Source organism: Rhodospirillum rubrum ATCC 11170 (assembly GCF_000013085.1).
Taxonomy (GTDB): domain Bacteria; phylum Pseudomonadota; class Alphaproteobacteria; order Rhodospirillales; family Rhodospirillaceae; genus Rhodospirillum; species Rhodospirillum rubrum.
In genome coordinates, this window is record NC_007643.1 from 3215638 (window position 1) to 3240798 (window position 25161).

Annotated in this window: 27 protein-coding genes; 13 read left to right on the plus strand and 14 right to left on the minus strand. The window is 67.5% G+C overall.

Going from position 1 to position 25161, the window contains the following annotated elements; translation table 11 throughout:
- Positions 1-73: 73 nt before the first annotated feature.
- Positions 74-979 carry a hydrogen peroxide-inducible genes activator gene (locus tag RRU_RS14365; protein WP_011390592.1) on the minus strand — a complete coding sequence of 302 codons (906 nt, stop codon included), beginning with the start codon at positions 977-979 and terminating at the stop codon, positions 74-76.
- Positions 980-1133: 154 nt separating this feature from the next.
- On the opposite strand from RRU_RS14365, the gene RRU_RS14370 reads away from it, so the two are divergent.
- From RRU_RS14370 to RRU_RS14395, 6 genes are all read left to right on the plus strand, one after another.
- Entirely contained in the window at positions 1134-1694 is a 561-nt protein-coding gene (locus tag RRU_RS14370; RefSeq protein ID WP_011390593.1) for a DUF2076 domain-containing protein, read from the plus strand.
- Between the two features lie 273 nt (positions 1695-1967).
- Positions 1968-2957 (plus strand): BMP family protein, encoded by a 990-nt coding sequence (locus tag RRU_RS14375; protein ID WP_011390594.1) that lies wholly within the window; start codon positions 1968-1970, stop codon positions 2955-2957.
- 20 nt (positions 2958-2977) lie between these two features.
- On the plus strand, positions 2978-4534 hold the full coding sequence (locus tag RRU_RS14380; RefSeq protein WP_237703772.1) for an ABC transporter ATP-binding protein: 1557 nt from the start codon (positions 2978-2980) through the stop codon (positions 4532-4534).
- Positions 4524-5573 (plus strand): ABC transporter permease, encoded by a 1050-nt coding sequence (locus RRU_RS14385; RefSeq protein ID WP_011390596.1) that lies wholly within the window; start codon positions 4524-4526, stop codon positions 5571-5573. The genes RRU_RS14380 and RRU_RS14385 overlap by 11 nt, the downstream gene beginning before the upstream one ends.
- Before the next feature lie 17 nt (positions 5574-5590).
- On the plus strand, positions 5591-6532 hold the full coding sequence (locus RRU_RS14390; protein ID WP_011390597.1) for an ABC transporter permease: 942 nt from the start codon (positions 5591-5593) through the stop codon (positions 6530-6532).
- A 1-nt stretch (position 6533) separates the two neighbouring features.
- The gene (locus RRU_RS14395; RefSeq protein ID WP_011390598.1) at positions 6534-7856 is read left to right on the plus strand and encodes an amidohydrolase family protein; all 1323 of its coding nucleotides are present in this window, start codon (positions 6534-6536) and stop codon (positions 7854-7856) included.
- Here the strand turns inward: RRU_RS14395 and RRU_RS14400 are convergent.
- Entirely contained in the window at positions 7812-9518 is a 1707-nt protein-coding gene (locus tag RRU_RS14400; protein WP_011390599.1) for an MFS transporter, read from the minus strand. The genes RRU_RS14395 and RRU_RS14400 overlap by 45 nt on opposite strands.
- A 153-nt stretch (positions 9519-9671) precedes the next feature.
- Between RRU_RS14400 and RRU_RS14405 the strand changes: the two genes are divergently transcribed.
- From RRU_RS14405 to dcd, 5 genes are all read left to right on the plus strand, one after another.
- Positions 9672-10184 (plus strand): MarR family winged helix-turn-helix transcriptional regulator, encoded by a 513-nt coding sequence (locus RRU_RS14405; protein ID WP_011390600.1) that lies wholly within the window; start codon positions 9672-9674, stop codon positions 10182-10184.
- An 86-nt stretch (positions 10185-10270) separates the two neighbouring features.
- Complete coding sequence (gene dut / locus RRU_RS14410; protein WP_011390601.1) at positions 10271-10735, plus strand: dUTP diphosphatase; 465 nt, start codon at positions 10271-10273, stop codon at positions 10733-10735.
- A 54-nt stretch (positions 10736-10789) separates the two neighbouring features.
- Positions 10790-11647, plus strand: coding sequence for an FAD-dependent thymidylate synthase (gene thyX, locus RRU_RS14415; RefSeq protein WP_011390602.1), 858 nt, complete (start codon positions 10790-10792; stop codon positions 11645-11647).
- Positions 11648-11653: 6 nt separating this feature from the next.
- Positions 11654-12835 carry a winged helix-turn-helix domain-containing protein gene (locus RRU_RS14420; RefSeq protein WP_011390603.1) on the plus strand — a complete coding sequence of 394 codons (1182 nt, stop codon included), beginning with the start codon at positions 11654-11656 and terminating at the stop codon, positions 12833-12835.
- A gap of 95 nt (positions 12836-12930) precedes the next feature.
- Entirely contained in the window at positions 12931-13518 is a 588-nt protein-coding gene (gene dcd / locus RRU_RS14425; protein ID WP_011390604.1) for a dCTP deaminase, read from the plus strand.
- 21 nt (positions 13519-13539) lie between these two features.
- Here dcd and RRU_RS14430 read toward each other — a convergent pair whose 3' ends face one another.
- The 5 genes from RRU_RS14430 to RRU_RS14450 all read right to left on the minus strand — a co-directional run bounded on the left by RRU_RS14430 (position 13540) and on the right by RRU_RS14450 (position 17658).
- Positions 13540-13944: an HMA2 domain-containing protein gene (locus tag RRU_RS14430; RefSeq protein WP_011390605.1), complete on the minus strand. Its 405-nt coding sequence runs from the start codon at positions 13942-13944 to the stop codon at positions 13540-13542.
- Positions 13945-14067: 123 nt separating this feature from the next.
- A complete protein-coding gene (locus RRU_RS14435) occupies positions 14068-16224 on the minus strand; it encodes a heavy metal translocating P-type ATPase (protein ID WP_011390606.1) in 2157 nt (718 codons plus the stop codon).
- A gap of 47 nt (positions 16225-16271) precedes the next feature.
- On the minus strand, positions 16272-16904 hold the full coding sequence (locus tag RRU_RS14440) for a hypothetical protein (protein WP_011390607.1): 633 nt from the start codon (positions 16902-16904) through the stop codon (positions 16272-16274).
- The gene (locus RRU_RS14445; protein ID WP_011390608.1) at positions 16904-17269 is read right to left on the minus strand and encodes a magnetosome protein MamC; all 366 of its coding nucleotides are present in this window, start codon (positions 17267-17269) and stop codon (positions 16904-16906) included. The genes RRU_RS14440 and RRU_RS14445 overlap by 1 nt, the downstream gene beginning before the upstream one ends.
- A 65-nt stretch (positions 17270-17334) precedes the next feature.
- On the minus strand, positions 17335-17658 hold the full coding sequence (locus tag RRU_RS14450) for a heavy-metal-associated domain-containing protein (protein WP_014626449.1): 324 nt from the start codon (positions 17656-17658) through the stop codon (positions 17335-17337).
- 261 nt (positions 17659-17919) lie between these two features.
- Here RRU_RS14450 and RRU_RS14455 point away from each other — a divergent pair, with 261 nt between their 5' ends.
- Positions 17920-18366, plus strand: coding sequence for a transposase (locus RRU_RS14455; RefSeq protein ID WP_014626450.1), 447 nt, complete (start codon positions 17920-17922; stop codon positions 18364-18366).
- A gap of 74 nt (positions 18367-18440) precedes the next feature.
- Here the strand turns inward: RRU_RS14455 and RRU_RS14460 are convergent, their stop codons facing one another.
- Entirely contained in the window at positions 18441-18962 is a 522-nt protein-coding gene (locus RRU_RS14460; protein WP_014626451.1) for a TlpA family protein disulfide reductase, read from the minus strand.
- Between the two features lie 37 nt (positions 18963-18999).
- On the opposite strand from RRU_RS14460, the gene RRU_RS14465 reads away from it, so the two are divergent.
- Complete coding sequence (locus tag RRU_RS14465) at positions 19000-19347, plus strand: c-type cytochrome (RefSeq protein ID WP_014626452.1); 348 nt, start codon at positions 19000-19002, stop codon at positions 19345-19347.
- Here the strand turns inward: RRU_RS14465 and RRU_RS14470 are convergent.
- From RRU_RS14470 to RRU_RS14495, 6 genes are all read right to left on the minus strand, one after another.
- Positions 19344-19850 carry a TlpA disulfide reductase family protein gene (locus RRU_RS14470; RefSeq protein ID WP_162470626.1) on the minus strand — a complete coding sequence of 169 codons (507 nt, stop codon included), beginning with the start codon at positions 19848-19850 and terminating at the stop codon, positions 19344-19346. The genes RRU_RS14465 and RRU_RS14470 overlap by 4 nt on opposite strands.
- Positions 19843-20574: an ABC transporter ATP-binding protein gene (locus RRU_RS14475; RefSeq protein WP_011390614.1), complete on the minus strand. Its 732-nt coding sequence runs from the start codon at positions 20572-20574 to the stop codon at positions 19843-19845. The genes RRU_RS14470 and RRU_RS14475 overlap by 8 nt, the downstream gene beginning before the upstream one ends.
- A gap of 4 nt (positions 20575-20578) precedes the next feature.
- Positions 20579-21727: an ABC transporter permease gene (locus RRU_RS14480; RefSeq protein ID WP_014626454.1), complete on the minus strand. Its 1149-nt coding sequence runs from the start codon at positions 21725-21727 to the stop codon at positions 20579-20581.
- A gap of 19 nt (positions 21728-21746) precedes the next feature.
- Positions 21747-23036 (minus strand): ABC transporter permease, encoded by a 1290-nt coding sequence (locus RRU_RS14485; protein WP_011390616.1) that lies wholly within the window; start codon positions 23034-23036, stop codon positions 21747-21749.
- A 1-nt stretch (position 23037) separates the two neighbouring features.
- The gene (locus RRU_RS14490; protein ID WP_011390617.1) at positions 23038-24507 is read right to left on the minus strand and encodes a Fe-S-containing protein; all 1470 of its coding nucleotides are present in this window, start codon (positions 24505-24507) and stop codon (positions 23038-23040) included.
- Between the two features lie 100 nt (positions 24508-24607).
- A complete protein-coding gene (locus RRU_RS14495; RefSeq protein ID WP_011390618.1) occupies positions 24608-25138 on the minus strand; it encodes an iron transporter in 531 nt (176 codons plus the stop codon).
- Positions 25139-25161 lie beyond the last annotated feature (23 nt).

A 25161-nucleotide genomic window follows, 5' to 3' on the forward strand; every position in this document is an offset into this window, starting at 1 on the left:
GGTTAGATGAATTAATCTAAGAGAGCCCGATTAACCCATGGGAAACAAGGCAATTTGCGGGAAGCCGATTTCCTCACGGAACCGCGAGACTGGCCGGCAACCGGGCCAGGATAAAGGCGCCGAATTCGCGAAATTCGGCTACGCGCGCCGAGGTTTTGCGCCATGCCAAACCGACTCGGCGGACCGGCGGCGCGCTGAAGGGAATCATCCGGATATTGGGATCCTGGGCGGCCTCGGCGGCGACATACAGATCGGGCAGCAGGGCCAGACCGATGCGGCTGGCCACCATCTGACGCAGGGTGTCAAGGCTGGTCGCCTGGAAGCCGCCATGTTCGCGCGCCCCCACCCGCCGGCAGAGGTCAAGCACCTCGTCGCGCAGGCAATGGCCCTCTTCGAGCAGCAAAAGGTCGCGCCCGGCGAGATCCTCGACGCTCACCCGCGTCCTGTCGGCCAGGGCGTGATCGGGGGGCGCGGCCAGCCATAGGGGCTCGAAAAACAGATCCATGATGTCGAGGCCGGCATCGTCGATGGGCATATCGACCAGGATCAGATCAAGCTCACCGGCCCGCAGCCGACGCTCTAGGCGCAGCGATGGGTCCTCGCGCAGGTAAAGGCGCAAGGAGGGATGCTTTTCGCGGAAGGCCGACAACACATAGGGCAGCAGATAGGGGCCGAGGGTGGCGATGACGCCCAGACGCAGCGGCCCCGACAGGGGAGCGCGCAGCGAGCGCGCCAGATCGACGATCTCATTGGCCTCGCGCAGAACGCCGCGCGCCCGTTCGGCGATTTCGCGGCCGATCGGCGTCAGCACCACGCTGCGGCGAGTGCGCTCGAACAGCGTCAGCCCAAGGAAGGCTTCGACCTCGGCGATCTGCACGCTGAGCGTGGGTTGCGACACCAGACAAACCTCGGCGGCACGGCGGAAATTCAGGGTATCGGCTACGGCGACGATGTAGCGGAGTTGGCGCAACGTGAACATCGACGGCTCCGAAAGCGGCTTTAATGATAATTTCACCCTATCACAGGATGCCTTGGTATCAATTGGAACCTATCTTTCAAGGGGGCTATATCAAGGGTCACCCCGGCGGGATATCCCAAAAAACGCCCGCCGGTTCATCAGGAGATCGAAGGCTATGAACCAAACCGAACGCGACATGATCGAAGGGTTGTTCGGCAAATTGCGCACCGTGGAATCCCAGGCCCCCCAGCGCGATAGCGATGCCGAGCGCTTCATCGCCCAGCGCATCGCCGCCAGCCCCAATGCCGCCTATTACATGGCCCAGACCATTCTCGTGCAGGAACAGGCCTTGAAGGCGGCCAATGAGCGCCTGACCGAGATGGAGCGCGAGCGCGAGACCCGTCCGGCCGCCTCGGGCGGCTTTCTGTCGGGTCTGTTCGGCGGCGGCAGCCAGCCCCAGCCGCCGCGCCGCGCCGCGCCGATGGGCGCGTCCTATGGCGGCCATTCCCCCCACCCCGGCGCCGCCTTCGCCAACGCCCCCCAGGGCGGCTTCCTGGCCGGCGCGATGCAGACGGCGATGGGCGTCGCCGGCGGCGTGCTGATGGGCAACGCCATCATGTCGCTGTTCTCGGGTGACGAGGCCCAGGCCGCCGAGCCGGCGCCCGAACCCGCCCCCGAAGAAGACTACGCCGCCGATGACGCCGGCTTCGACGACGGCGGCTTCGAGGAACTGTAAGCCTCCCGCCGCCGGTCCGGCCCGGCGGCCCGCCTAAAAAGCGGTCACCTCGCCCTGAAAACAGCCACAGCGGACGGAGCCGGTTCCCCCCGGACCCGTCCGCTTGGCGCTGGCCCTCGCCCTGGCCCTCGGGGTAGAGTGGCACCGGACTTGCGTTGGTCGGGCGCCGCCCCCCATCCGGGACCGGGCCTTGTTCCCCCCGACCGTGGTTTTGGGGGAAGCAAAGGCTTATCGCGCGCCCCCGCGCCAAATAGCTTGAGGGATCACCCATCCATGCTGCGTTCTTTCGTCAAAGCGGCCGTGTTGGCTGCCGCAACCGCGTTCTGCCTGCCCGGCGCGGCCACCGCCGCCGATCCCCTGAAGGTCGCGGCGGTCTATACCGTGCCGATCGAACAGCAATGGGTCAGCCGCATCCACAAGGCGCTGACGGCGGCGAAAGAGCGTGGCGAGATCGACTACGCCTATTCGGAATCGGTGGCCAACGCCGATTACGAGCGCGTGATGCGCGAATACGCCGAAAAGGGCAACGCCCTGGTCATCGGCGAGGTTTTCGGCGTGGAACAGGCCGCCCGCCGGGTGGCCAAGGATTACCCCGACACCGCCTTCCTGATGGGCTCGTCGTTCAAGCCCCAGGCGCCGAACTTCTCGGTGTTTGACAACTACATCCACGAGCCCAGCTATCTGACCGGCATGATCGCCGGCGGCATGACCAAAACGGCCAAGATCGGTCTGGTCGGCGGCTATCCGATCCCCGAGGTCAATCGCCTGATGAACGCCTTCATCGCCGGCGCCCGCGAGGTCAACCCGCAGGCCAGCTTCACCGTGTCGTTCATCGGCTCGTGGTTCGATCCGCCCAAGGCCAAGGAAGCCGCCTTCGCCATGATCGAACGCGGCGTCGACGTGCTCTATGCCGAGCGCTTCGGCGTCTCCGACGCCGCCAAGGAAAAGGGCGTGCTGGCCATCGGCAATGTCATCGACACCCAGGCCGATTATCCGCAGACCGTGGTCGCCAGCGCCCTGTGGTCGATGGAGCCGACGATCGCCAAGGCCCTGGAGATGGTCAAGGCCAAGACCTTCAAGGCCGAGGATTACAGCGTCTATTCCTACATGAAGCACCAGGGCGGCGCGCTGGCCCCTTACGGCACCTTCGACGACAAGATCCCGGCCGATCTGAAGGCCAAGGTCGAAGCCAAGAAGCAGGCGATCCTTGATGGATCCTTCGTCGTCACCGTCGATGACGCCGAGCCCAAATCCTCCAAGTAAGCCAGCAGGGTCTCTCCCCTTTGTCCTCCTCCCCCCCGACGATGACGCAGCCGGAGCCCGCGCTCCGGCTGCGCGCCATCACCAAGCGCTTCGGCGCCCTGTTGGCCAATGACGCCATCAGCCTGGATCTGGCCAAGGGCGAGATCCTGGCGCTGCTGGGCGAAAACGGCGCGGGCAAGACCACTTTGATGAATATCCTGTTTGGCCATTATCTGGCCGATTCAGGGTCGATCGAGGTCTTTGGCAAGCCTTTGACCGCCGCCTCGCCGCGCGCGGCCATCGCCGCCGGCCTAGGCATGGTCCACCAGCATTTCACCCTGGCCGAGAACCTCAGCGTTCTTGAAAACGTGCTGATCGGCACCGAGCCGCTGTGGCTTCCCCGCCTGGGGCGGGCCAAGGCGCGGGCCCGTTTGCTGGCGCTTGGCCGGCGCTTCGGCCTGGAGGTCAATCCCGACGCCGCCGTGGCCGCCTTGTCGGTGGGCGAACGCCAGCGCGTGGAAATCCTCAAGGCCCTCTACCGCGACGCCCGCATCCTGATCCTTGACGAACCGACCGCCGTGCTGACCCCGCAGGAAAGCGAAGCGCTGTTTTCCACCCTGCGCACCATGGTCGGCGACGGGCTGTCGGTCATTTTCATCAGCCATAAGTTAAACGAGGTCGCCGCCGTCAGCAGCCGGGTCGCCGTGTTGCGCGGCGGCAAGCTGGTGGCCGAGCGCCCGACCGCCGGCATGAACCGCGCCGCCTTGGCCGAGTTGATGGTCGGCCGCCCGGTGGCCGATCCGGTGCGCCGCCCCCTGCCGCCCGGCCCGCCGGCCCTGGCGCTGCGCGCCATCACGGTCAACGGTCCCGGGATCCGCGCCCCCTTGCGCGATGTCAGCCTGACCGTCCATCGCCACGAGATTGTCGGCATCGCCGGGGTGTCGGGCAATGGGCAAGCCACCCTGGCGGCGCTGATTTCCGGGCTGGTCGCCCCGACGTCGGGCCAGTTTCGCCTGTTTGGTCAGGAACCCGCCCGCCACCGCCCAACCCAGATGATTACCCTAGGGGTGGGGCGCATTCCCGAGGATCGCCACGCCGAAGGGCTGGTCGGCGATCTGGCGATCTGGGAAAACCTGATCGCCGAACAGTATCGCGACAAGGCCTTCCAGCGCGCCGGCTTCGTGAAACGCAAGGCCGCCCGCGCCCATGCCCGGGCGCTAATCGCCGATTTCGACGTACGCTGCTCCTCGCCCGACGCCACGACGCGTCTGCTGTCGGGGGGCAATATGCAAAAGCTCATCCTCGGGCGGACGTTGACGCGCGATCCCGGCTTGATCCTGGCCAATCAGCCCAATCGCGGCCTGGATATCGGCGCCGTCGCCTTTGTTCACGACCGGTTGTTGCGGGCCCGCGAGAAAGGGGCGGCGATCGTGCTGATTTCCGAAGACCTTGATGAAATCCTGGCGCTGTCTGATCGCATCGCCGTTATCCATGCTGGCCGCCTGTCGCCGCCGGTCGCCCGCGAAAGCGTGACCATCGGCCAATTGGGCGTGATGATGGCCGGTGACGGCCCACAGGAGGCCGGTCATGCGGCTTGAACGACGCGAAAGCGTTCCGGCCTGGGCCTCGGTCGCAGCCCCCTTGGCCGCCGTCGCCGCCGCCCTCATCCTGTGCGCCCTGCTGGTCGCGGCCAGCGGCGCCCCGGTGCTCAAGGCCTTCGCCACGCTGTTCACAGGCGGCTTCGGCTCGCGGTTCGCCATCGGCGAAACCCTGACCCGGGCGACGCCGCTGATCCTCACCGGTCTGGCCGCCGCCGTCGCCTTCCGCGCCAAGTTGTGGAACATCGGGGCCGAGGGCCAGCTTTACCTGGGCGCCCTGGCCGCCGTCGCCCTGGGCTCGGGGCCGCTCGCCCTGCCCGCCTGGGCCCTGCTGCCCGTGGTGATGTTGGGCGCAGCCCTGGCCGGCGGTCTGGCCCTGCTCGGCCCCGCCCTGCTCAAAACCCGCTTCGGCGTGGACGAGGTGGTGACCACCTTGCTTCTGAACTTCATCGTCTTGCTGTTCGTCTCGATGATGCTTGAGGGGCCGATGAAGGACCCGATGGCGATGGGCTGGCCGCAAAGTGCGGCCATGCTGCCCGAGGCCGAATTGCCCCGGCTGGTGGCGCGCAGCCGCATTCACGCCGGGCTGCTCATCGCCGTGGCGCTGGCCGGGCTGGTCTGGCTGCTCAAAAGCCGGACGATCTGGGGCTTCGAGATGCGGGCCCTGGGCGCCAATCCCCGCGCCGCCGCCTTCGCCGGGGTGCCGGTGGGCAAGGTCGTGCTGCGGGTCGCCCTGCTCTCGGGTGGGCTGGCCGGGCTGGCCGGGGCCTGCGAGGTCGCCGGGCGGGCGGGCTATCTGACCCTCGACATGTCGCCGGGCTATGGTTATTCGGGCATCGTCATCGCCATGCTGGCCCAATTGAACCCGCTGGGCGTCATCGCCGCGGCGGTGATGGTGGCCGGTGTTTTCGTCGGCGCCGACGCCATGAGCCGGGCGGTCGGCGTGCCCAATTACATCGCCGATGTTCTGGTGGCCGTCTCCTTGCTGTGCATGTTGACGGCCATGCTGTTCACCCGCTACCGGCTGCGCCGCGGCTGAACCGGGAAAAGAAGACCATGGACCTCCTTGATCTGCTGCTCAGCGCTGGCCTATGGGCCACGGTTCTGCGCATCGCCACGCCTTTGATCTTCGGCACGCTCGGCGAATTGCTCTGCGAGCGGGCCGGGGTTCTCAATCTCGGGATCGAAGGCATCATGACGCTGGGCGCCCTCGTCGGTTGGCTCAGCGTCTACCAGGGCTGCGACCTGTGGACCGGGGTGATGCTGGCCGCTTGCGCCGGCATGGCCGCCGGGCTGCTTCAGGGGCTGCTGACCGTGCCGCTCGGCCTGTCGCAGCATGTGACGGGCATCGGCGTCACCTTGCTGTGCACCAGCCTCAGTTATTACGTCTACCGCCTCGCCCTGCCGCAAACGACGACGCCGCCCAGCATTGCCCCCTTCGCCCCGTTTGGCGACGGAGCGCTGGCCGACCTGCCGGTCATCGGCGGGGTCCTCGCCCAGCAAACGCCGCTGACCATGGTCGCCCTCTGCGCCGTCGTGGCGATCGCTTGGCTGCTGTACCGCACGCCGCTGGGGCTGGCGATCCGCATGGTCGGCGAAAACCCGGCCGCCGCCGACGCCCAGGGCATCAGCGTCACCGCCGTCCGCATGGGCGCGGTGATGGCCGGATCGGCCCTGATGGCCGTGGGCGGCGCCTTTCTGACGCTGTCGGCCTTCAACGCCTTCTTCTTCAACATGATCGGCGGACGCGGCTGGATCTGCATCGCCCTGGTCGTCTTCGCCTCGTGGCGACCGGGCAAGGCGCTGTTTGGCGCGCTGCTCTTCGCCCTGTTCGACGCCTTGCAAACCCGCCTGCAACAGGGCGGTGACAGCGGCATTCCCTATCAGGTCTATCTGATGGCCCCCTATGTGCTGAGCATCGTCGCCCTGGTCGTCATGTCGCGCCGCGCCGCCTATCCCCAGGCCCTGATGATCCCCTTCCGCAAGGGAGAACGCTAAGATGACCACTTTTCCCCCCGCCCAGGACTTGATCGTCCGCAACGCCAGCCTGCCCGATGGCCGCCGCGCTCAGGACATCCTGATCCTGGCGGGCACGATCAAAGCCATCGGCCCGGCCCTGGACGCGCCCGAGGCCACCCCGGTTCTTGACGCCAAAGGCGATCTGGTCGCCCCGCCCTTCGTCGATGCCCATTTCCATATGGACTCGGCACTGTCTTACGGCCTGCCGCGGATCAACGCCTCGGGCACCTTGCTCGAAGGCATCGCCCTGTGGGGGGAACTCAAGCCCGAGTTGACCCATCAGGCGATTGTTGATCGGGCGCTTGCCTATTGCGACTGGGCGATCGGTCGCGGCCTGCTGGCCATCCGCAGCCATGTCGATATCTGCGATCCCCGCCTGCTCGCCGTCGACGCCCTGCTCGAAGTCCGCGAAAAAGTCGCCCCCTGGCTGACCTTGCAGCTTGTCGCCTTCCCCCAGGATGGCTTCTTGCGCGCCCAAGGCAGCCGCGAGCGCCTGATCGCCGCCCTGGATCGCGGCGTCGATGTGGTCGGCGGCATCCCGCATTTCGAACGCACGATGGCTCAAGGCGCCGAAAGCGTGCGCGCGCTGTGCGAGATCGCCGCCGAGCGCGGCTTGCGCGTGGATATGCATTGCGATGAAAGCGACGACCCGATGAGCCGCCACGTCGAGACCCTGGCGGCGGAAACCACCCGCCTCGGTCTGGAAGGACGGGTCACCGGCTCGCACCTGACCTCGATGCATTCGATGGACAGCTACTACGTCTCGAAACTGATCGCCCTGATGGCCGAGGCCGAGCTGGGGGTGATCGCCAATCCGCTGATCAACATCACCCTTCAGGGCCGCCACGACGGCTATCCCAAGCGCCGGGGGATGACCCGGGTGCCCGAATTGCTCGCCGCCGGTCTGACCGTGGCCTTCGGCCATGACTGCGTGATGGACCCCTGGTATGGCCTGGGCAGCGCCGACATGCTTGAAGTCGCCGCCATGGGCCTTCACGTCGCCCAGATGACCGGCCAGTCGGCGATGGCCGAGTGCTTCGCCGCCGTCACCACGGCGCCGGCCAAGCTGATGGGGCTCGACGATTACGGCCTGATGCCCGGCTGTCGGGGCGATCTGGTGCTGCTGCAGGCCGGCGATCCGGTGGAGGCCCTGCGTCTGCGCGCGACCCGGCTGGCCGTGGTGCGCGGCGGCCGGATCATCGCCCGCACCCCGGCGGCCACCGCCACCTTGGATCTGGGCGACGGCGACCGCCCCACCCTAAACCCGGTGTCCTGGCGTGGCGGCGAGCGCCCGGGGTTCTAAGGCAGTCTCCCCGGCCTCGCCTTCCCCCGCCGAACTCGGAACCAGTTCGACCAGCCGTCCGGCCTCGCGGCCGACGATATCGGCCACCGAGCCGTGCAACAGATTGCCAAGATCGCCGGGATGGCGGGTGCCCAGCACGATCACCCGGGCGGCCAGGGCCCGGGCGCGGGCGATGACCCGCTGGGGGACCAGGGTGGACGATTCCTCGAGCACCTCGCCCATGGCGGTGATCCCCTGGGCGCCGAGGCTTGCCACGGCGTTCTCGACAACCGCCCGGCCGGCGGCGCGGTCTTCCAGGGCGGCGGCGAATTCGCCAAACACCTCGATCGGGCGAATGTGCAGCACGAACACCGCCCCGCCGCCCTGGCGCGCCAGGGTAACCGCCCGCGCCAGCACCGCCCGATCGGCGGCCGAACCATCAAGCCCGACCAGAATCGGCCCGATCGACGGGACGGTCGGCGGGATTGCGTCCTGGCGCGTCTGGCCGTAGCGGCCCAAATTGCGCCGCAGCGCCACCAGGATCGCCCCACCGATCAGCGCGGCGCCCGCCGCCGTCAGGAAGGCGCTGGCCGGACCGGAGCTCTCGCCCAGGCGCGAGGCGGCATAAGGGGCGATGACGCCGGCGAACCAGCGCAGGAAATTATAGGCCGCCGAAGCCACCGGGCGCGGCTGCTCGGAAACCTCCAGCGCCATTTCCGTATAGACGGTGTTATTGACGCCCATCAGCGCCCCCGAGGCGACGACGGCGGTCACGATCATCGGGATCGTGCCGAAGGCCATGACGCAGAGCAGCAGGGCGAAGCCGACCAGACTGACGGCAAGCAGGGCGAAGGCGCCAAAGCGCGCCTGCAAACGGGGGGCGACCAGCACCGAGAACAGGGCCAGCGCCACCCCCCAGCCAAAGAAGATCAGGCCGATGGCATGGGCCGACAGTCGCAGCACGAAGGGCGCGAAGGCCAGCACGGTGAAGAAGGCGTAGTAATAGAAAAAGGCGCTGACCGAGGTCGTCAGCAAGCCGGGATGGCGCAAGGCCTTCACAGGCCCCGACAAGCCGATCTTGCGCGCCGGCTTGGGCTGGGGATCAAGGAACACGGCGATGGCCAGGAAGCCGATGGTCATCAGCGCCGCCGTGCCGAAGAACGGATAGCGCCAGGAATGGGCGCCGAGCGCCGCGCCGATCAACGGTCCGGCCGAGATGCCCAAGCCCAAGGCGGCCTCATAAAGCAAGATCGCCCCGGCCGTGCCGCCCGAAGCGGCGCCGACGATCACCGACAGCGCGGTGACGACGAAAAAGGCGTTGCCCAAGCCCCATCCCGCCCGATAAGCGACCAGTTCGGCCACCGAGTCGGAGGTGCCGGCCAGGGCGGCGAAGACGGCGATTAGCAGGGCGCCAAGCAATAAGGTGTTGCGCCCGCCGATGCGGCTGGAGACGAAGCCGGTGACCAGCATCATCACGGCGGTGACGAAGAAATAGCTGGTGAACAACAGCGAGACCTGACTGGGCGTGGCGCTCAGCCCCTCGGCGATCGAGGTCAGGATCGGGTCGACCAGTCCGATGCTGGTGAAACCGATCACCGCGGCGAAGGCGGTCGCCCACACCGCCTTGGGCTGGCGAAACAGCGAGGGGGCGCCGGCGGCGGCACCGGCGGAAGACGACGACATGGCAAGCGACCTTGCGGAAGGAGAGAGGGAGGGAGGACGTTTATATGCTTGTAGCATACAGACATCAAATCAAGATAATTCCGCGACCGTCCTTTTGAAGGAGGTATTCTGCGAAAAAACACGCCAGCCAACCGACGTTCCCGGGGGAGACCGATGACCGCCATGCCCATGCCGCCGCCGTCCGCCGATCGCTCGCCCGCCGAGCCCCTGCCTGCGGATACCCTGCCCGCCGATACCTTAGACGACCTGGAACGCGCCCTGGCCTTCCTTGGCCGCATCCAGGAAGCCAGCCAGCGCAAGCGCGGCTATCCCTTGGAGCGGGCGCTTTACCTGCTGCTTGGCCGGATCGTCGAGGGCGAAGGCCTGACCATCTCGCACCTCGCCCAGGCCCTGCTGCTCGACGAATCGACGGTGACCCGGCAAGTGGCGACGCTGGGGCAGGCCGGTTTGGTTGAAAAGCGCCCCAATCCCGCCGATCGCCGCAGCCTTCTGGTCGCCGCCACCGCCACGGGCCGCGACCAGCACACGGCCATGCGCGCCCTGCGCCTGGAACGCATCGGTCTGCTGTTCGCCCCGTGGTCGGAAAGCGACCGCGAGGTCTTCCGCCACCTGCTGGGCCGCTACATCGACGACGCCACGGCTCGGATCAACGATCCGACGATCTAGCCAAGGGTTGCCACCCACGACCGTGCCACCGATACTGCGCCCCATGTCGGCGCCCGCCGCCTTCCCCCTGACTTAACGGACCTTTGATGCTTCAGATCACCTATCTTCCCCATTACGACCGCGCCACCTTTGGTCCGGTGGCCTATGCCAAGCCCGGCGACGCCGGCTTCGACCTGCGCGCCGCCATCGCCGCGCCGATCACCATCGAGCCCGGCGACATCACCCTGGTGCCCGCCGGCATCGCCATGGCCGTGCCCGAGGGCTATGAGATCCAGGTGCGCTCGCGCTCCGGGCTGTCGCTGAAGGGGCTGATCGTCGCCAATGCGCCGGGAACGGTCGATTCGGGCTATCGCGGCGAGTTCAAGGTGATCTTGACCAATATCGGTCGCGTCGCCCATACCGTCGCCCCCGGCGACCGCATCGCCCAGGCGGTGCTGGCCGCCGTCGCCCATATGCCCTTCGTCGAAGTCGCCGAATTGCCCCCGTCCGAGCGCGGCAGCGGCGGTTTTGGCTCGACCGGCGTGTCGGTGGCCGAAACGCCGCGCGGCTAATCGTCGCCGCCGCACGATGACCCGATATCAGATCACCCGACCAACGAGGACGGCATGACCGAACTGCTTTTCGCCCCCACCGCCACGGTGGTGGCCCACTCATCGATGGACCCCGCCGGCCTTGCCGGGTGGGCGGCCGAAATGGGCTATGGCGCCCTGATCGACGACGCGACGACGCCGCTGGGCGATATCGCCCAGGCGTCGACCGGCGCCGGATCGGCCGATGTCCTGCCCGAATTCGCCGGGCGCTTCTGCTACCGCTCGTTCAAGAAGGGCCGGCCGGCCGACGAATACGTCGCCCATATCCTCGACTCGGGCCATGGCTCGGTGCTCGAACATGTCAGCGTGTCCTTCGCCGTCACCGGCGTCTCGCGCGCCCTGACCCACGAGTTGATCCGCCACCGCGCCGGCACGGCGGTCAGCCAGGAAAGCCAGCGCTACGTCGATGCCAAATCGGTGAATTTCGTCGTGCCGCCGTTGCTGGTGGCCGAGATCGACCGCCTGAAAGCCAGCGGCGCGGCCGGCGAAGCCGACGCCCTGTGCGCCGAATTCCTGACCGATTGCGAAAGCGCCCTTGGCCGTTACAAGCGCTGGCAGGAGTCGTTCCGCGCCCAGGTCGAGGCTTTGGGCGTCAGCGAACCGACCCTGATCAAGAAGCGCGCCAATGAGGCCGCCCGCTGCATCCTGCCCAACGCCACCGAAACCCGGCTGGTGTGGACGATGAACCTGCGCTCGGCCCGCCATGTGGTGGAACTGCGCGGCCATCGCGACGCCGATCTGGAGATCCGCCGCCTGTCGTGCCTGCTGGCGCGCAAGATGAAAGAGGTCGCGCCGCTGGTCTTCGCCGATGTCGGGGTGTTCACCGACAGCGACGGCTTCGAAAGCGTCGGCGTCGGCCACCACAAGGTTTAAGCGCCGATGGGGCCGCGCGCGCTCTCGGCCCTGGAAGCCCGCCGCATCGCCTTGCGGGCCCAGGGCTTCGGCCGCGCCCGGCCCCCTACGCCAAGCCCCCGCCATCTCGACGCCGTGACCCGCCGTCTCGGCTTGGTGCAGATGGACTCGATCAATGTTCTGGCCCGCGCCCATGCCATGCCGGCCTTCTCGCGGCTTGGCCCCTATGACAAGGCCCTGCTGGAAACCGCCAGCTACGATCCGCGCCGGCGCACCTTGTTCGAATATTGGGGCCATGAGGCCTCGCTGATCCGCCTCGAGTTGCAGCCGGCCCTGCGCTGGCGGATGGAGGATGCCCGGGCCGGCCTCGGCCTTTACAGTGGTTTGGCGCGCTTTGCCGTCGAGCGCCGGGCGGTGATCGACGGCGTTCTGGCGGCGCTGGCCGCCCATGGCCCGGCCTCGGCCCGCGACCTTGATCCCGGACAAAAGCGCAATGGCGCCTGGTGGGGCTGGGGCGAGACCAAGGCCGCCCTGGAATGGTTGTTCTGGGGCGGGCTGGTCACCACCCTGAGGCGCCGGGGGTTCGAGCGCGTCTATGATCTGACCGAGCGCGCCCTGCCCGCCAGCGTGCTCGCCCGCCCCACCCCGCCACGCGCCGAGGCGCTGCGGATCCTTGTCACCCAGGCGGCCTCGGCCCTGGGGGTGGCGACGGCGAGCGACCTGCGGCTTTACTTCCGCCTGCCGGCGACTGACGCCAATCGCGCCATCGCCGAACTGGTCGAAGAGGGCACCCTTCAGCCCGTTGCCGTCGCCGGCTGGGGCCAGCCGGCCTATCTAAGCGCCGATCCGCCGTCGAGCGGGCCTTTGCGGGCCCAAGCCATCGTCTCGCCCTTTGATCCCTTGCTGTTCGAGCGCGCCCGCGTCGAACGCCTGTTCGGCTTCACCTACCGCATCGAGATCTATGTTCCCGCCGCCAAGCGCCAATACGGCTATTACACCCTGCCCCTGCTGCTAGGCGACACCCTGGTCGGCCGCGTCGATCTGCGAGCCGAGCGCAAAGCGCGAAGGCTGGTGGTGGCCAGCGCGCACCTGGAGAAAACCGCCAACCGCGAGGCCGTGACCGCCGCCCTTTGCCTGGAGCTGGCCGAGATTGCCCGCTGGCAAAACCTTGATCCCCCGGCGGAAATCGCCTTTGACCCGCCAAAGTGACGGGGAATCGGCGCAACCGGTGGACCTTTCGCCCAATTCATGGAATCTTCGCCGCCATTCTTCACGCTTTTTGTCGCCCCCGGAGCACCCGCCCCATGAAACTGTCCGACACCGATATCCGGCGCTATATGGCCGAGGGACGTATCGCCATTGATCCGGTTCCCGGAGAAGACGCGATCGGGGCGATGTCGGTTGATCTGCAGTTGGGGGATTCGTTCCGGGTTTTCGTTCCGGGCAAGGTCAGCCATGTCGATTTGGCGCCGCCCGGCGGCATCAAGGGCCGCGATATCGAAGCCCTGATGGGCCATGTCGAAGTCGGCGAGAACGAGGCGTTCTATCTGCATCCGGGCGAATTCGCCCTCGGCATCACCATCCAGCGCGTGCGCCTGCCCGCCGATGTCGCCGGCCGCCTGGATGGCCGCAGCAGCCTCGCCCGCCTGGGGCTGATGGTCCATGCCACCGCCCATACCATCGATCCCGGCTGGGACGGCCGCATCACCCTGGAGTTCTTCAACTGCGGCCCGCTGCCGCTGGCCATGCGCCCGGGCATGCGGATCTGCGCCATCAGCTTCGAAGCCCTGATGTCGCCGACCTCCAAGCCCTATGCCGCCAGCCCGACCGCCAAATACAAGGACCAACTCGCCCCCCTGCCCAGCCGACTGGCCAGCGACCAATCGGCATAAGGGCGGCGAGACAGCATCGCTCTAACGGATGGCGGCGCTCACCAAGCTGGCGACGCCGCGTTCCAGGCTGGATTTGAGCACCGCGCCGAACACCGCCCGCCCGAAAGCCCCGCCAAAAGCCGCCGCTGCCCCCGAAACCACCGCCACCGAAACCGGCCGGCCGCGTCGCGCCGGGCTTTGGCCAACGGTCGGAGTCGGCTGGCAGGCCACCCCGCGATCGCGCAAGAGGCGCAAAAGGCGGTCGGCCCCGACCACGGCCGGATCGTAAACAACGATCAGGCTATGGGCGCGGGCATTGACGCTGACATCGGCCACCCCGTCGATCGCCGCCAGTTCCTGGCGTAGGGCCAGACAGCGGCCCTCGTCGCGCTTGAAGGAATTGCACTTCACCCGCATCCGACCGGGCACGCTGTGAATATAGGCCATGAGGTCATCCCCGCAGAGTTGTGAGCTTTGGGTGCGGATGATAATAACTCGCGCCTTCACGGCGTAGGGGAAAGACCCCCGCCCATCACCTTTGATAACCCGTTTCCACCCAGGGACAGCCGTTTACAGCGGCCGCTCCCCCTCGTCGCGCGGCGGTGCCAGGGCGGCCTTGCGCAGGTCGGCCAGGGCGGCGGTGATGCCCTGGCGCGAGAAATCGCCGCCGAGGAAGGCGTTGGCCAGAACGCCGATGGTGGTGCCGTTGTGCAAAAGCGCCGTCGCCACCGGCGACAGCCAGCCGGCCACGGCGCCGAACATCACCGCCGTATTGATGCCGGCGGCCACGGTGAAGTTGCGGTCGATCAAATCGATGGTGCGGGTCGCCAGCAGGCGGGTTTCGGCCACGCCGCGCAGATCGTCCTCCAGCAGCACGACATCGGCGGTCGCCCGGGCGACATCGGCGCCGCGCGGCATGGCGATGCCGACATCGGCGACCATCAGGGCCGGGCCATCGTTCACCCCATCGCCGACGAAGGCCACCTTGCGCCCCTCGGCCTGCAGGGCCTTGATGATCTCGGCCTTCTCTTCGGGGGCGATCTGGCCGTGAACGGCGTCCAGCCCCAGGGTGGCGCCCAAGGCCTGGGCCTTGTCGCGGTGATCGCCGGTGATCATCACCAAACGGGTGATCCCGCCGGCGCGCAGTTGCGCCAGCACCTGGGCGGCATCGGGTCGCAGGCGGTCGCGCAGGCCGATCACCCCATGGGGACGGCCATCGGAGCCGACGTACAGCAGGGTTTCGCCCTGGGCGGTCAGGCCGGTCAGAATATCTTCATAGGGCGTGAAATCGATGCCCTCGTGCTCTTCCAGGTAATGGCGGCTGCCGATGCGCAGGGTGTGATCGCCCACCGCCGTCGCCAGACCATGACCCACGAAGAAATCCACCTCCTCATGGCCCATATGGGCGAGGTTGCGGCGCTTGGCGATATCGACGACGGCGGCGGAAACCGGGTGGCGCGAATGCTCGGCCACCGAGGCGACCATGGCCAGCAGATCGTCCTGGCTGGTGCACAGCGGCCCCAGGCAGACGATATCGGTTACCTCGAGCTCGTTATGGGTCAGGGTGCCGGTCTTGTCGAAGACCACCGTATCGACCTCGGCCAGGCGTTCAAGCGCCCGGCCGCCCTTGACCAGGGCGCCATGGCGGGCGGCCTTGAACATCGCCGATTTGACCGCGACCGAGGTGCCGAGTTTGACGGCGCAGGAGAAATCGACCAGGAACACCGCCTCGACCCGGCGGATATCGCGGGTCAGGGCGAAGATCGCCGCCCCCGAGGCCAGGGTGATATAAACGCGGCGATCGGCGAGCAGGCTGGCCTTGGACTGGGTATCGGCCTCTTCGGCCAGGGCCTGCTGGATGAAGCGGGCGATGCGCGCCGTGGTCGTCGAACCGCCGACCCGCTCGGCGACGATGGTCAGACGGCCTTCCTCGACCACCGAGCCCGACAGCACGGCGTCGCCGGCCTCGCGCGGGATCGGCAGGCTTTCGCCGGTCACCGTCGACTGGTTGACATAGGCCGAGCCGCTGGCGACCACGCCGTCGATCGGGATCAACTCGCCGGCGCCGACCACCACCTTGGTCCCCGGAACCACCGAGGAGAACGGCTGGGCGACCACCGCCCCGTCGTCGGTCTCCACCCACACCTCTTCGGCGTCGGGCTGAAGCAGGCGCAAGATCAGATCATCAGACGCCCGCTGGGTGGTGCTTTGCACATAATCGGAAAAATTAAGCAGAAGCTGGGTGATATTGGCGGTGACGTATTCGCCGCGCACCGCCGACAGGCCGACAGCGATGGAATCAAGCACCTCCACCTTCATGCCCCGCGTCACCAGGGTGGTCAGTCCGGTCTTGAGGTTGCCCGCGATGTTGATCGCCGTCAGCACGGCGCGCAACGGCCGGGGCAACAGCGGCAGGGCGAGGATCAAGGCACCGCCCGCCAGCAGGCGGCTGCCATCGGGCGGCGCCCCCCCCTGATCGGCCCGCGCCGTGCGCGGCAGATCGGCCTTGGCCAGGGCGGAAACCGCCTCGGCGACGGCGGCGCGCACGGCCTTGGAGGTCTCGTGCTCGATGACCAGCGACAGCGCCCCGGGGTTGACCCGCACGCCACGGACTCCGGGCACGGCTTCCAGATAGCTGCGCACATAGCGCAAATCGAGATGCCGGTCACGCAGCCGCGCCAGCTTATAGCGCGACCGCCCGGGCAGTCCGTGGACGAGGCTGATCATCGTTTCCCCGTTGTTTTCGTAATGGAATTAAGCTGACGGCCGGGCGGTCAGTCCTGCTTGGCCGGGGCTTCGTCCTCGGGCGCCGTCGCGGCGGCGGCCTGCATTTCGGCCTCGGCGTCGCGCAGGCGCTCCTTCATCTCCTCGATGCCGCCCTGGAACAGGCCCCAAAGCGAGACCAGCGACTGCAGGGTCTTTTTCTGGATCGACGGATTGGTCAGCAGCACCGCCGCCGCCGCCCCGACCAGGGCGCCGCGCACGAAAGCCTCGTTGCGGAAATCGAACCACCCGCCCAGCGGGCCCAGCGGGCCGGCCGCGCCCTGGGGACCATTGGGACCCCAGCCCGGAGTGGGGCCATTGGGACCCCAGCCCGGGGCATAGCCCGGCGGCGGCGCCCAGCCGGCGTAGGGGTGGCCATGGTGGGGCGGATGGGGAAAATGGGGAGCCGCCGACGGATAGCCATAGCCATAAGCCGGGCCATATCCCGGCGGGGCGTACCCGGGATAGGGGCAAGGATAGCCGGGCGCGGCGCCTTGCGGGGCCGGACCCTGACCCTGCTGCGGCGCGGCCGCCCCCTGGCCCTGGGCGGCGGCCCAGGCAGCCCAGGCCGTCCACGGGTCATTGGCCGGACCTTGGGCGCCCGGCGCCGAAGCGGCGCCAGCGGTGTTCTGTTCGTGCGACATCAGGCCTTCCTTTGCGTCTTCGGGGCGGCTTTGCTCAGCTCGGCCCCATCCATCACGTAGAGTACGGCGGCGCCGGTGGCGACCATGGCGGTGGCCGACAACAGCGGGTTGCCGCGCAATGACGAGGCGACCAGCGCCCCCAGTCCGGTGGCGACGCCCGAGCGGGCGGCGCCGATCAGCACCTTGCGCAGGGCCTCGTCGCGGGTGATCTCCTGGTCCTTGAGCTTGCGGGCGGCGATCGCCAGGGCGGCCGTTCCGCCCACCAGGGCGCCGACCGCCCCGGCCCGCACCAGCAAATCGGCCGGCGCCGTTGGTCCGCCGACCCGCAGGCCGACGGCCCGCCCTTTTGTCCAGTCCTCAGACATCGCGCTCTCCTCAACCCGGAACGGCCCGGGACCTTGATCTGGCCAAGGCCCCGAACCTTGAAGTCTTACAAAGGCCGCAGGACCCGCGCGACCATCTCGCGCAGATCCGCGTCGGCAAGGGTCAAACACTGCCGCCAAAAGTCGTTAGGGACGATGGAGGGATCATAGGACACCACGGCCGACAGGGCCGCCATGTTCACCCGCACCTCGCCGATGCCCTGAAAAGCCCGGAGATCGGCAAGCCGCAGATCCAGCGGCATGCCCTTGAGCGCGCCAAGCACACCCAGGCCGATCTTCAGGCGAACCCGGCCGGGAAGATGGTGGGCGATGGAGGCGTAAGGGCGGATCCGCAACAACAGATCGACCAAATCGGACAAATTCGCGGACATACCCATGACCGTTAAAGAGGTATTTGTCCCACCCTAACGCTCGCCCGCCACAGCCGACAAGGGCGTTTATATCCTTTAGTCACCCATTTTTCCAATTCCGCTCAAGCCCGCCCGCCACCCCACCGGCGGGCGTTCATATCCTCTCGGCACCGTCGGAGATTGAAATCCGCGCGAAAAGTGGATTGCGAATGACTTTCATTTCCAATACCATCGCGAAAATCCGGTCATTCGTCTTTGTACCTGGAGCAGGACAGCATGCAAATGGACGGCTCTTCGATGATTTTCCCCAGCTCTGAGGCTCTGCCCCAAAGCCCCCTTCCCGCCCGGCCAAAAGAACCCCACAGCCCGGAGCGCGAGCTTGAACAACTGCGCTGGGCGCGCTCGCGGCCGGTCTGCCCCCATTGCGGCTTTCGCCATGCCTATCGCCTGGAAGGCAGCCAAAGGGTCCGCTTCAAATGCGCCCGCTGCCGCAAGCAGTATTCGGCCCGTCGCGGCACGGTGATGGAACGCTCCAACGTTCCCACCGCCGGCTGGCTGACGGCGCTGCGCCTGTTCATCAGCGCCCCGGGCGCCGGCCTGCCCGCCCGCATCGAGCGCGCCACCGGCGTTAGCTACAAAACCGCCTGGAGCATGGTCCAGCGCATGCGCGCCGCCCCCGAAGATCCGCTGATCCTCGGCCTGCGCCAGACCACCCCGCCCCCGGGTTGAGCGGACTTCTCCCCTGGCCCGCCCTCGCCAGGGCGGCTTCCCCAGCGGAGGCCGCCCTTTTCCATGCCCGGGCCTTACAGCAGCGGCAGCACCGCCTGGGCCAGGACTTGGTCCTTCATTTCGCCGGCGAAGCGGGCGCGGACGATGCCCTGGCGGTCGATGACCAAAGTGGTCGGGAAAACGGCGACCTCGTAGCGGCTGGCGGTCAGCGACAACTCGTCGACCAGGAAGGGGAAGGTGGCGTCGACGTCGGTGATCGCCTTGCGCACGATCTGGGCATTGCCGCCGACATTGATCGCCATCAGATCGACGCCCTTGTCCGCCCATCCGCGATGGAAGGCCTCCAAAGCCGGCATCTCGGTCAGGCAGGGGGCGCAGCCGCCCAGCCAGAAATTCACCACCACCACCCGCCCGGCATGATCCCTAAGGCTGGTCGGGGTGCCCTCCAGGGTCAGGGCGGCAAGATCGGGAGCCTTGGCGCCGGCGCGGCCGGCTTCTTCCGGCTTGCAGGCCGCGAGGCCCAGGACCAGCGCCAAACCCAGGGCGGCGGTCTTGGCGCTGGCCTTGACGCCCCAAGCCGGCTTAGTGTGTCGCATTCTCAACCCCTCGTCCTTTTCCACCGGTAGCCGCCCCATGATGACCCGCCTTTCCCTCCCGCGCCCCTTGCTCGCCACCGCCGCCTTCGCCACCCTGATCGCTAGCGCCGCGCCGGCCCTGGCGGGCGATGACGCGTTGATCAGCGAAGGAGCGGCGCTGTTTAGCCTGTCGTGCCGCGACTGCCACGGCCGCGCCGGCGAAAAGGCCGCTTTGGGCCTGTCGCGACCGGTCGCTGCCCTGTCGGCCGCCGAGATCACCGCCGCCCTTGACGAGCGCCGCCGCCGGCCGCCGCGCTCGATGCAAGACCGCATCAAAAGCGGCCTGACCGATGACGATGTCGAGGCTTTGGCCGCCTACATCGCCTCGATCAAGACGCACCCTTAAAGCAGCGGCCCAACCGCCTTTTCCAGGGCCGCCCGGTTGAGCGGACTGTTGAAGCGCGCCACCAGCCTGCCCTCGCGGTCGATCAGGAACGACGTGGGGGCGGCGACCACCTCATAGCGCTTGGTGGTGATGCCCAGGGCATCGGTCAGCAGCGGAAACGACACCTGAAGCCGCCGGGCGACATCGCCCACCACCTTGTCCTCCTGGCCCATGTTGATCGCCAGGATCTCGAAGCCGCGCCCGCGGGTTTCCCGGTAGAAGCCGTCGAAATCGGGCATCTCGGCCAGACAGGGACCGCATTCGGCCAGCCAGAAATTGATCAGAACCACCTTGCCGCGCTGGTCGGCCAGACGCACCACGGCGTCTTGCCGGTCGGTCGCCACCAGTTCGGGCGCCCCCTGATCGGTGCGCGCCGTTTTGGGCGCCTCGTCGCAGCCCGCCGCCAGCAGGGCGCCGATCAGGCCGACCGCCGCCCACAAGCCCCTGGCCCTGGCCCTAGTCAACGCAACGACCATGCTGCAAGCGGATGGTGCGATCGGTCAAACGCCCGAGATCGGGGTTATGGGTGACCAGCACGATGGTCCGCCCCTCGCCATGCAGGGCGCGGAACAGATCCATCACCAGGGTTTCGTTCGCCGCGTCCAGATTGCCCGTCGGCTCGTCGGCCAGAATCAGCGAGGGGCCGTTGATCAGCGCCCGGGCGATACAGACGCGCTGTTGCTCGCCGCCCGAAAGCTGCGAGGGCAGATGGCTCGCCCGGTGATCGAGCCCGACCCGCCCCAGGGCGGTCAGGGCTTCGCCGCGATCGGCGACGCTGTGATAGTGCTGGGCGAGCATGACGTTTTCCACCGCGCTCAGGTAAGGGATCAGGTGGAACTGCTGAAAGACCAACCCGATGCGCTCGCGGCGGATGACGGCGCGCTCGCGCTCGCTGACCACCGAGGTGTTGATGCCATCGAGCAGATAATCGCCCTCGGTCGGCTGATCGAGCAGCGACAAGATATTGAGCAGCGTCGTCTTGCCCGAGCCCGAGGGGCCCATGATCGAGACGAACTCGCCGGCTTCGACCCCCATATCGACCCCATCAAGGGCCGAGACCGCGCCAAAGCGCTTGGCGAGATGACGGATGCGGATGACCTCCGGCGCTCCGTTGGGTCGTGGATCGGCGGACGCTGGGGATTGGGCGGTGGAAACGACGCCGTCGGGGCGGGGCGGCATGGTGGTCATGGGCTTATTCTCCTCTCAGCACGCGGGCCGGGGCCACGCGCACGGCGCCGCGCACCGGCAAAACGGCGGCGATCAGGGCGGCGACCAGCGACACCCCCAGGGTCAGCGGAATGACGACGGGCCGGAAGGTCACCCAGGCATTGAACACCGCCTGGCCGAGAACTTGGGCTAGGCCATAGCCGATGACTAACCCCAGCACGACGCCGACAAGGCAGATCAGCGTCGTCTCGGCCAGCACCTGGGCGACGATGGCCCGGTTATCGGCGCCCAGCGCCTTTTGCAGGCCGATCTCGGGGGTGCGCCGCGCCACCATCGCCGTCAAGGTCGCGTTCACGCAGAGCGTGGTGATGACCAGAATGGTGGCGGCGACCAGGGCCATCAGCCCGTCGATCTTGCCGAGGATCTGGCCATCGGATTGGGAAATCTTGCGGATCGGCCGGGCGCTGACATCGGGGAACTCCCGGGTCATCGTCGCCGCCAGGGCATCGGCCTCGGGTCCCTGGGCGACCACGCTGAGCATGGCGAAATCGGCACGCCCGGCCAAACCAAGCAGGCGTTGGGCCAAAGGCAGGGCGACGAAGATCTGATCGTCCTCCTGATCGCCGGCATCGATGATGCCCTTGATCGTCACCCGCGTCTGTTGCCCCTCGGCCCGGTTCAAGAGTGTCACGCCGTCGCCGACCTTGAGGGCCATGCTCTCGGCCAGACGGCGGCCGATCATGGCGTTGCGGTCATCGAAGGCGACGCCGATCCACGATCCCTCGACCTGCCAATAGGGCGACAGGCGGCGCAGGCCGGGGAAATCGACGCCGACCATCACCGCGTTGCCCAGATCAAGGCGCACCAGCCCGTAAAGATAGGGGCTGGCGCCGACCAGCCGGTCGGCGGGCACCGAGGCGATCGCCGCCTCCAGACGTTCGGTGGCCATGCCACGCACCGTGGGGGGGGCGCCGGCCTCGGCCTCGCCGGCCAGCGGCGCCACCATGAAATTGGCGCCGAAGGCGCGCAATTCCTCGCTCATCTTGATCGAGATATCGAGATAGAGGCTGGTCAGGGCCGAAACCACCGCCGCGCCCACCGCCAGCGAGGCCAGGGCGACGCCGATCTTGCTAGTCGGGCCGAGCAACGATTTGACCAGCAGGCGTAGCGTCATCGCCCAACGTCCCTTTTGCTTAACGACGACCATGAAGCACCTCGACGGGCATCAGGGCGGTGATGGCGCGGGCCGGCAGGGCCGATCCGGCCAGGGCCATGGCGATGGAAACCAGCACCACCAGCGGGCCGCTGACCCAGGCGATGGTAACGGTCGAGCCGAAGACCATCAGGCCGACGCCCTGGGCCAAACCCAGCCCCAGCCCCCAGCCGACCAGCCCGCCGATCCCGCCAACGATCACCGCCTCGCCCAAAAACAGCAGATAAATCTCGCCACCCGCCGCCCCCAGGGCCTTCATCAGGCCGATCTCGCGGGCGCGCTCGGTGATCGTCGTGTTCATCATCGACGACACCCCCATCGCCGCCGAAACGAAGGCGGCAAGGCCGACGACCAGCAGCAGGGCCTGGATCTTGCCGATCACCGCCCCCTCGCCCGCCGCCACCTGCCAGATCGGCCGGGCCGAGGCGTTGACCACCGCCTCTTCGATCTGATGGGCGATCGAACTGACATAGGCGGTGCAGTACCAAGTGTCGTATTCGGCGGTCGACAGCTTCTCGGTATCGCGCCGCGCCTTGGTCGAAAGCTCGTTTTCCGGGATGGTCAGGGCGCTGATCTCGACCTCGGCCACCTTGCCGGCCAAGCCGGCCATCTCCTGAACCACGGCCAACGGCACGACGACGGCGTCGTCCTCGACCCCGCCGGTGGTCAGCAGGCCACTGACCGTGAAGCTCCGGCTTGTGCCGGTGGCCTCGTCGACCACGCTCACCGTGGCGCCCTTGGTCAGCCCCAGGCGGCCGGCCAGGGTGACGCCGACCAAGGCCTGATCAGAGGCGTCATCTTGGGGCCACGCGCCATCGACGCTCCAGAAGCCGCTGGTCTGGCGCACGCCGGTGCGGTAATCGGGATCATCGGGCAGGGGCATCGGCTTGTCGAAATAGGTGCCGATCAGCGACACCGCCTTTTCCTCGCCAAGGCGTACCGGGGTGCGCAACGTCGGCGCCAAACCAACGATATTATTGCGCCAGAAGATGTCCTTCATCTTGGGCAGATCGGCCTCGTCAAGATAGTCGCGGCCCTTCAGCGGGTTGTAATCGACCCCGCCGATGCGCAGCGGCACCGCCTCGCTTTTGGGCACAACCCGGATGTTGGAGCCATAGGACTTCATCTCGCGGGCCATCTTGTCGCCGACATCAAGCGAGATGGTGAACAGCGTGGTGATCAAGGTGGCGGCCAAGGCCACCGTCACCGCCGCCAAAATCTTGCGTTTGCGTCCTTCAAGGAAGGACTGGCGCAGCATGTGAAAGAACATCTCACCCCTCGACCGGCTGGAAGCCCTGGACGCGCAGGGAACGACTTTCAACGTTGCCCACGTACTTCTCGGGATCGGCGCGGAACAGATCGTAGGACTCGCGGGATTCGAAGAAGAACATGTGGCCCTTGTATTCGTATTGGAACGGCGCCTTGGTGTTGATCAACCGACCCTTGGTCACCGGATCGCCGACTTCTATATCGACCACTTCCGAAAAATAGCGGGCGCCGCGTTCCAATTCGGATTGGGTGATGACGATCTCGCCGTTTTCCACGGTGTGGCGCATCGGAATCGGGTTGCAGCCGCCGGCCTTGCCGATGGAGGGGCGGAAAATCCGCACATTGCAGGCGATGCAAATGATCTCATTGCCCTTCTGGATATAGCCCTCGTCGCCGCAGATCATGCAGGCGTCGAAAACCACGCCCATCTTCACATGCTCGCCGTCATAACGGTTGATCAGGAAAAACCGCACCCGGTGGCCGTCGCCGGCGATATAGGCGAAGCGGTGCAAAGCGCCGTCCTTCAGCGGATCGATGGCCAGGCGCACCTGCCCCTTGGCATCGGGCGTCACCGGGGCGGCCGGCGACAGGCTGGGGGGCAGAGAGGCGTAAAGATCGTGATAGAGCAGCGCCGCGCCCAGGAAAGCCGCCGAGCCGACGGCGGTGCGCAGCCAGCGCCGTCGGGTCAGAAGGCGGGCGCGGTCCTTGCGCCGCTCCGGCGCCGCGTGTGCAGCGGTGGACGGGTCCTGGCTCATCGCGCTGGGCGGCGGACCGCCGATCCACAGGCCAAGGGCGGCGAGGACCACCAGGACGATCACGCCATAGGCGGCGAAGCCGGAAGCCGAGGTGATCTTAGCGACGAAGGAGATGCGCCCGGAGGTCACGCCCAGGGTGCCGACCTGCAGGCCGCCCAGCATGGCGTCGCCCAGCCAGAACACGGCTTCCAGAAGAACCACCCCGGCCAGCAGCCCGACCGCCCACCGCCGGCGCAGCCGGGCGGCGATCTGGGCGCTGGCAAGGCCGAAGGTCGCGCAAAGACCCGAGCCGAGCACCAGGGCGAAGGCGTTGAGCAGCAGTTCGGTATTGATCACCGAGGTGGCGGTGAAGCTTTGATTGGCGGTGCGGGCGAGCAGGTCGAAGACCCCCTGCCCGCCCAGAACGCCGACGAAGGGCGCGGCGACGAGCGCCAGGGCGCGGCGCGCGGTCCGCCCGCCGCCCAGGGCGGCGGCCACGACCGCCAGACCCAGGGCCAGGGCGGTCAGCCGCAGGATCGACCGCGCCTCGACCACGGCGCCGCCGCTCGCCAGGGCCAGCCACAGCACCGCCCCGCCGGCCAGCCCGGCGGCGAAGACCCAGCCCGCCCCCCGCGCGACGCGCCGCCGCGCCTCGGCGGGGGCGAGGGCGATCAGCAGCCCCAGCAAAACGGCCGGGGCGGCGAAGGCATGGATCAGGCTGGTCAAATAGGCTGTCATGGTATCGATCCCGAAGGCCGCGCCAATCCTTGAAAAAGCGATGCGACCGGATCGGGCCTTGCCTGATCCGGTCGCGTCACCCCAGGTGAAGTCCGCCGTCCTACTTCAGCGGGACGTACTTGAATTCGTAGTCAACGGCGAAAGACTGGAACCACGGACCGACGCCGCTCGCCTTATCGGTATGACGGCCGAAGCCCTGACGCGACGGCGGGTCGATGTTGTAGCTCAACTTGTAATTGCCGGTGCCGGGCATCTTGATGTTGGCGCCGTAATGGGGCCCGTCGACGGCGACCATCGGCATCAGATTGCCGGTCAGAACCTTGCCGGTATCCTGGTTTTCCAGGCGATAGGAAACGGTGAGGTAAGGCACCCATTCGCCGGCGCCAAAGCCGTTGGGATTGGCTTCGGCGGCGTGAATGTCGGCTTCGAGATGGATATCGGCCTGGGAGGCGGGCAGATCGATGCCGCGCGGCTCCATGTCGATCGGCTTCAGATAAACCGCGGCGACTTCCAAGGTGTTGATCGTCTTGGCTTCGCCGATGGGGAATTCCTGGAATTCCTCGGCATTGGCCGAAGCCGCGACACCAAGCGTAAGGGCGGCGGCGGCCGCTAGGCTAACAAGGGTCTTCATCGATCCTCCTTCGGTCCCGGATC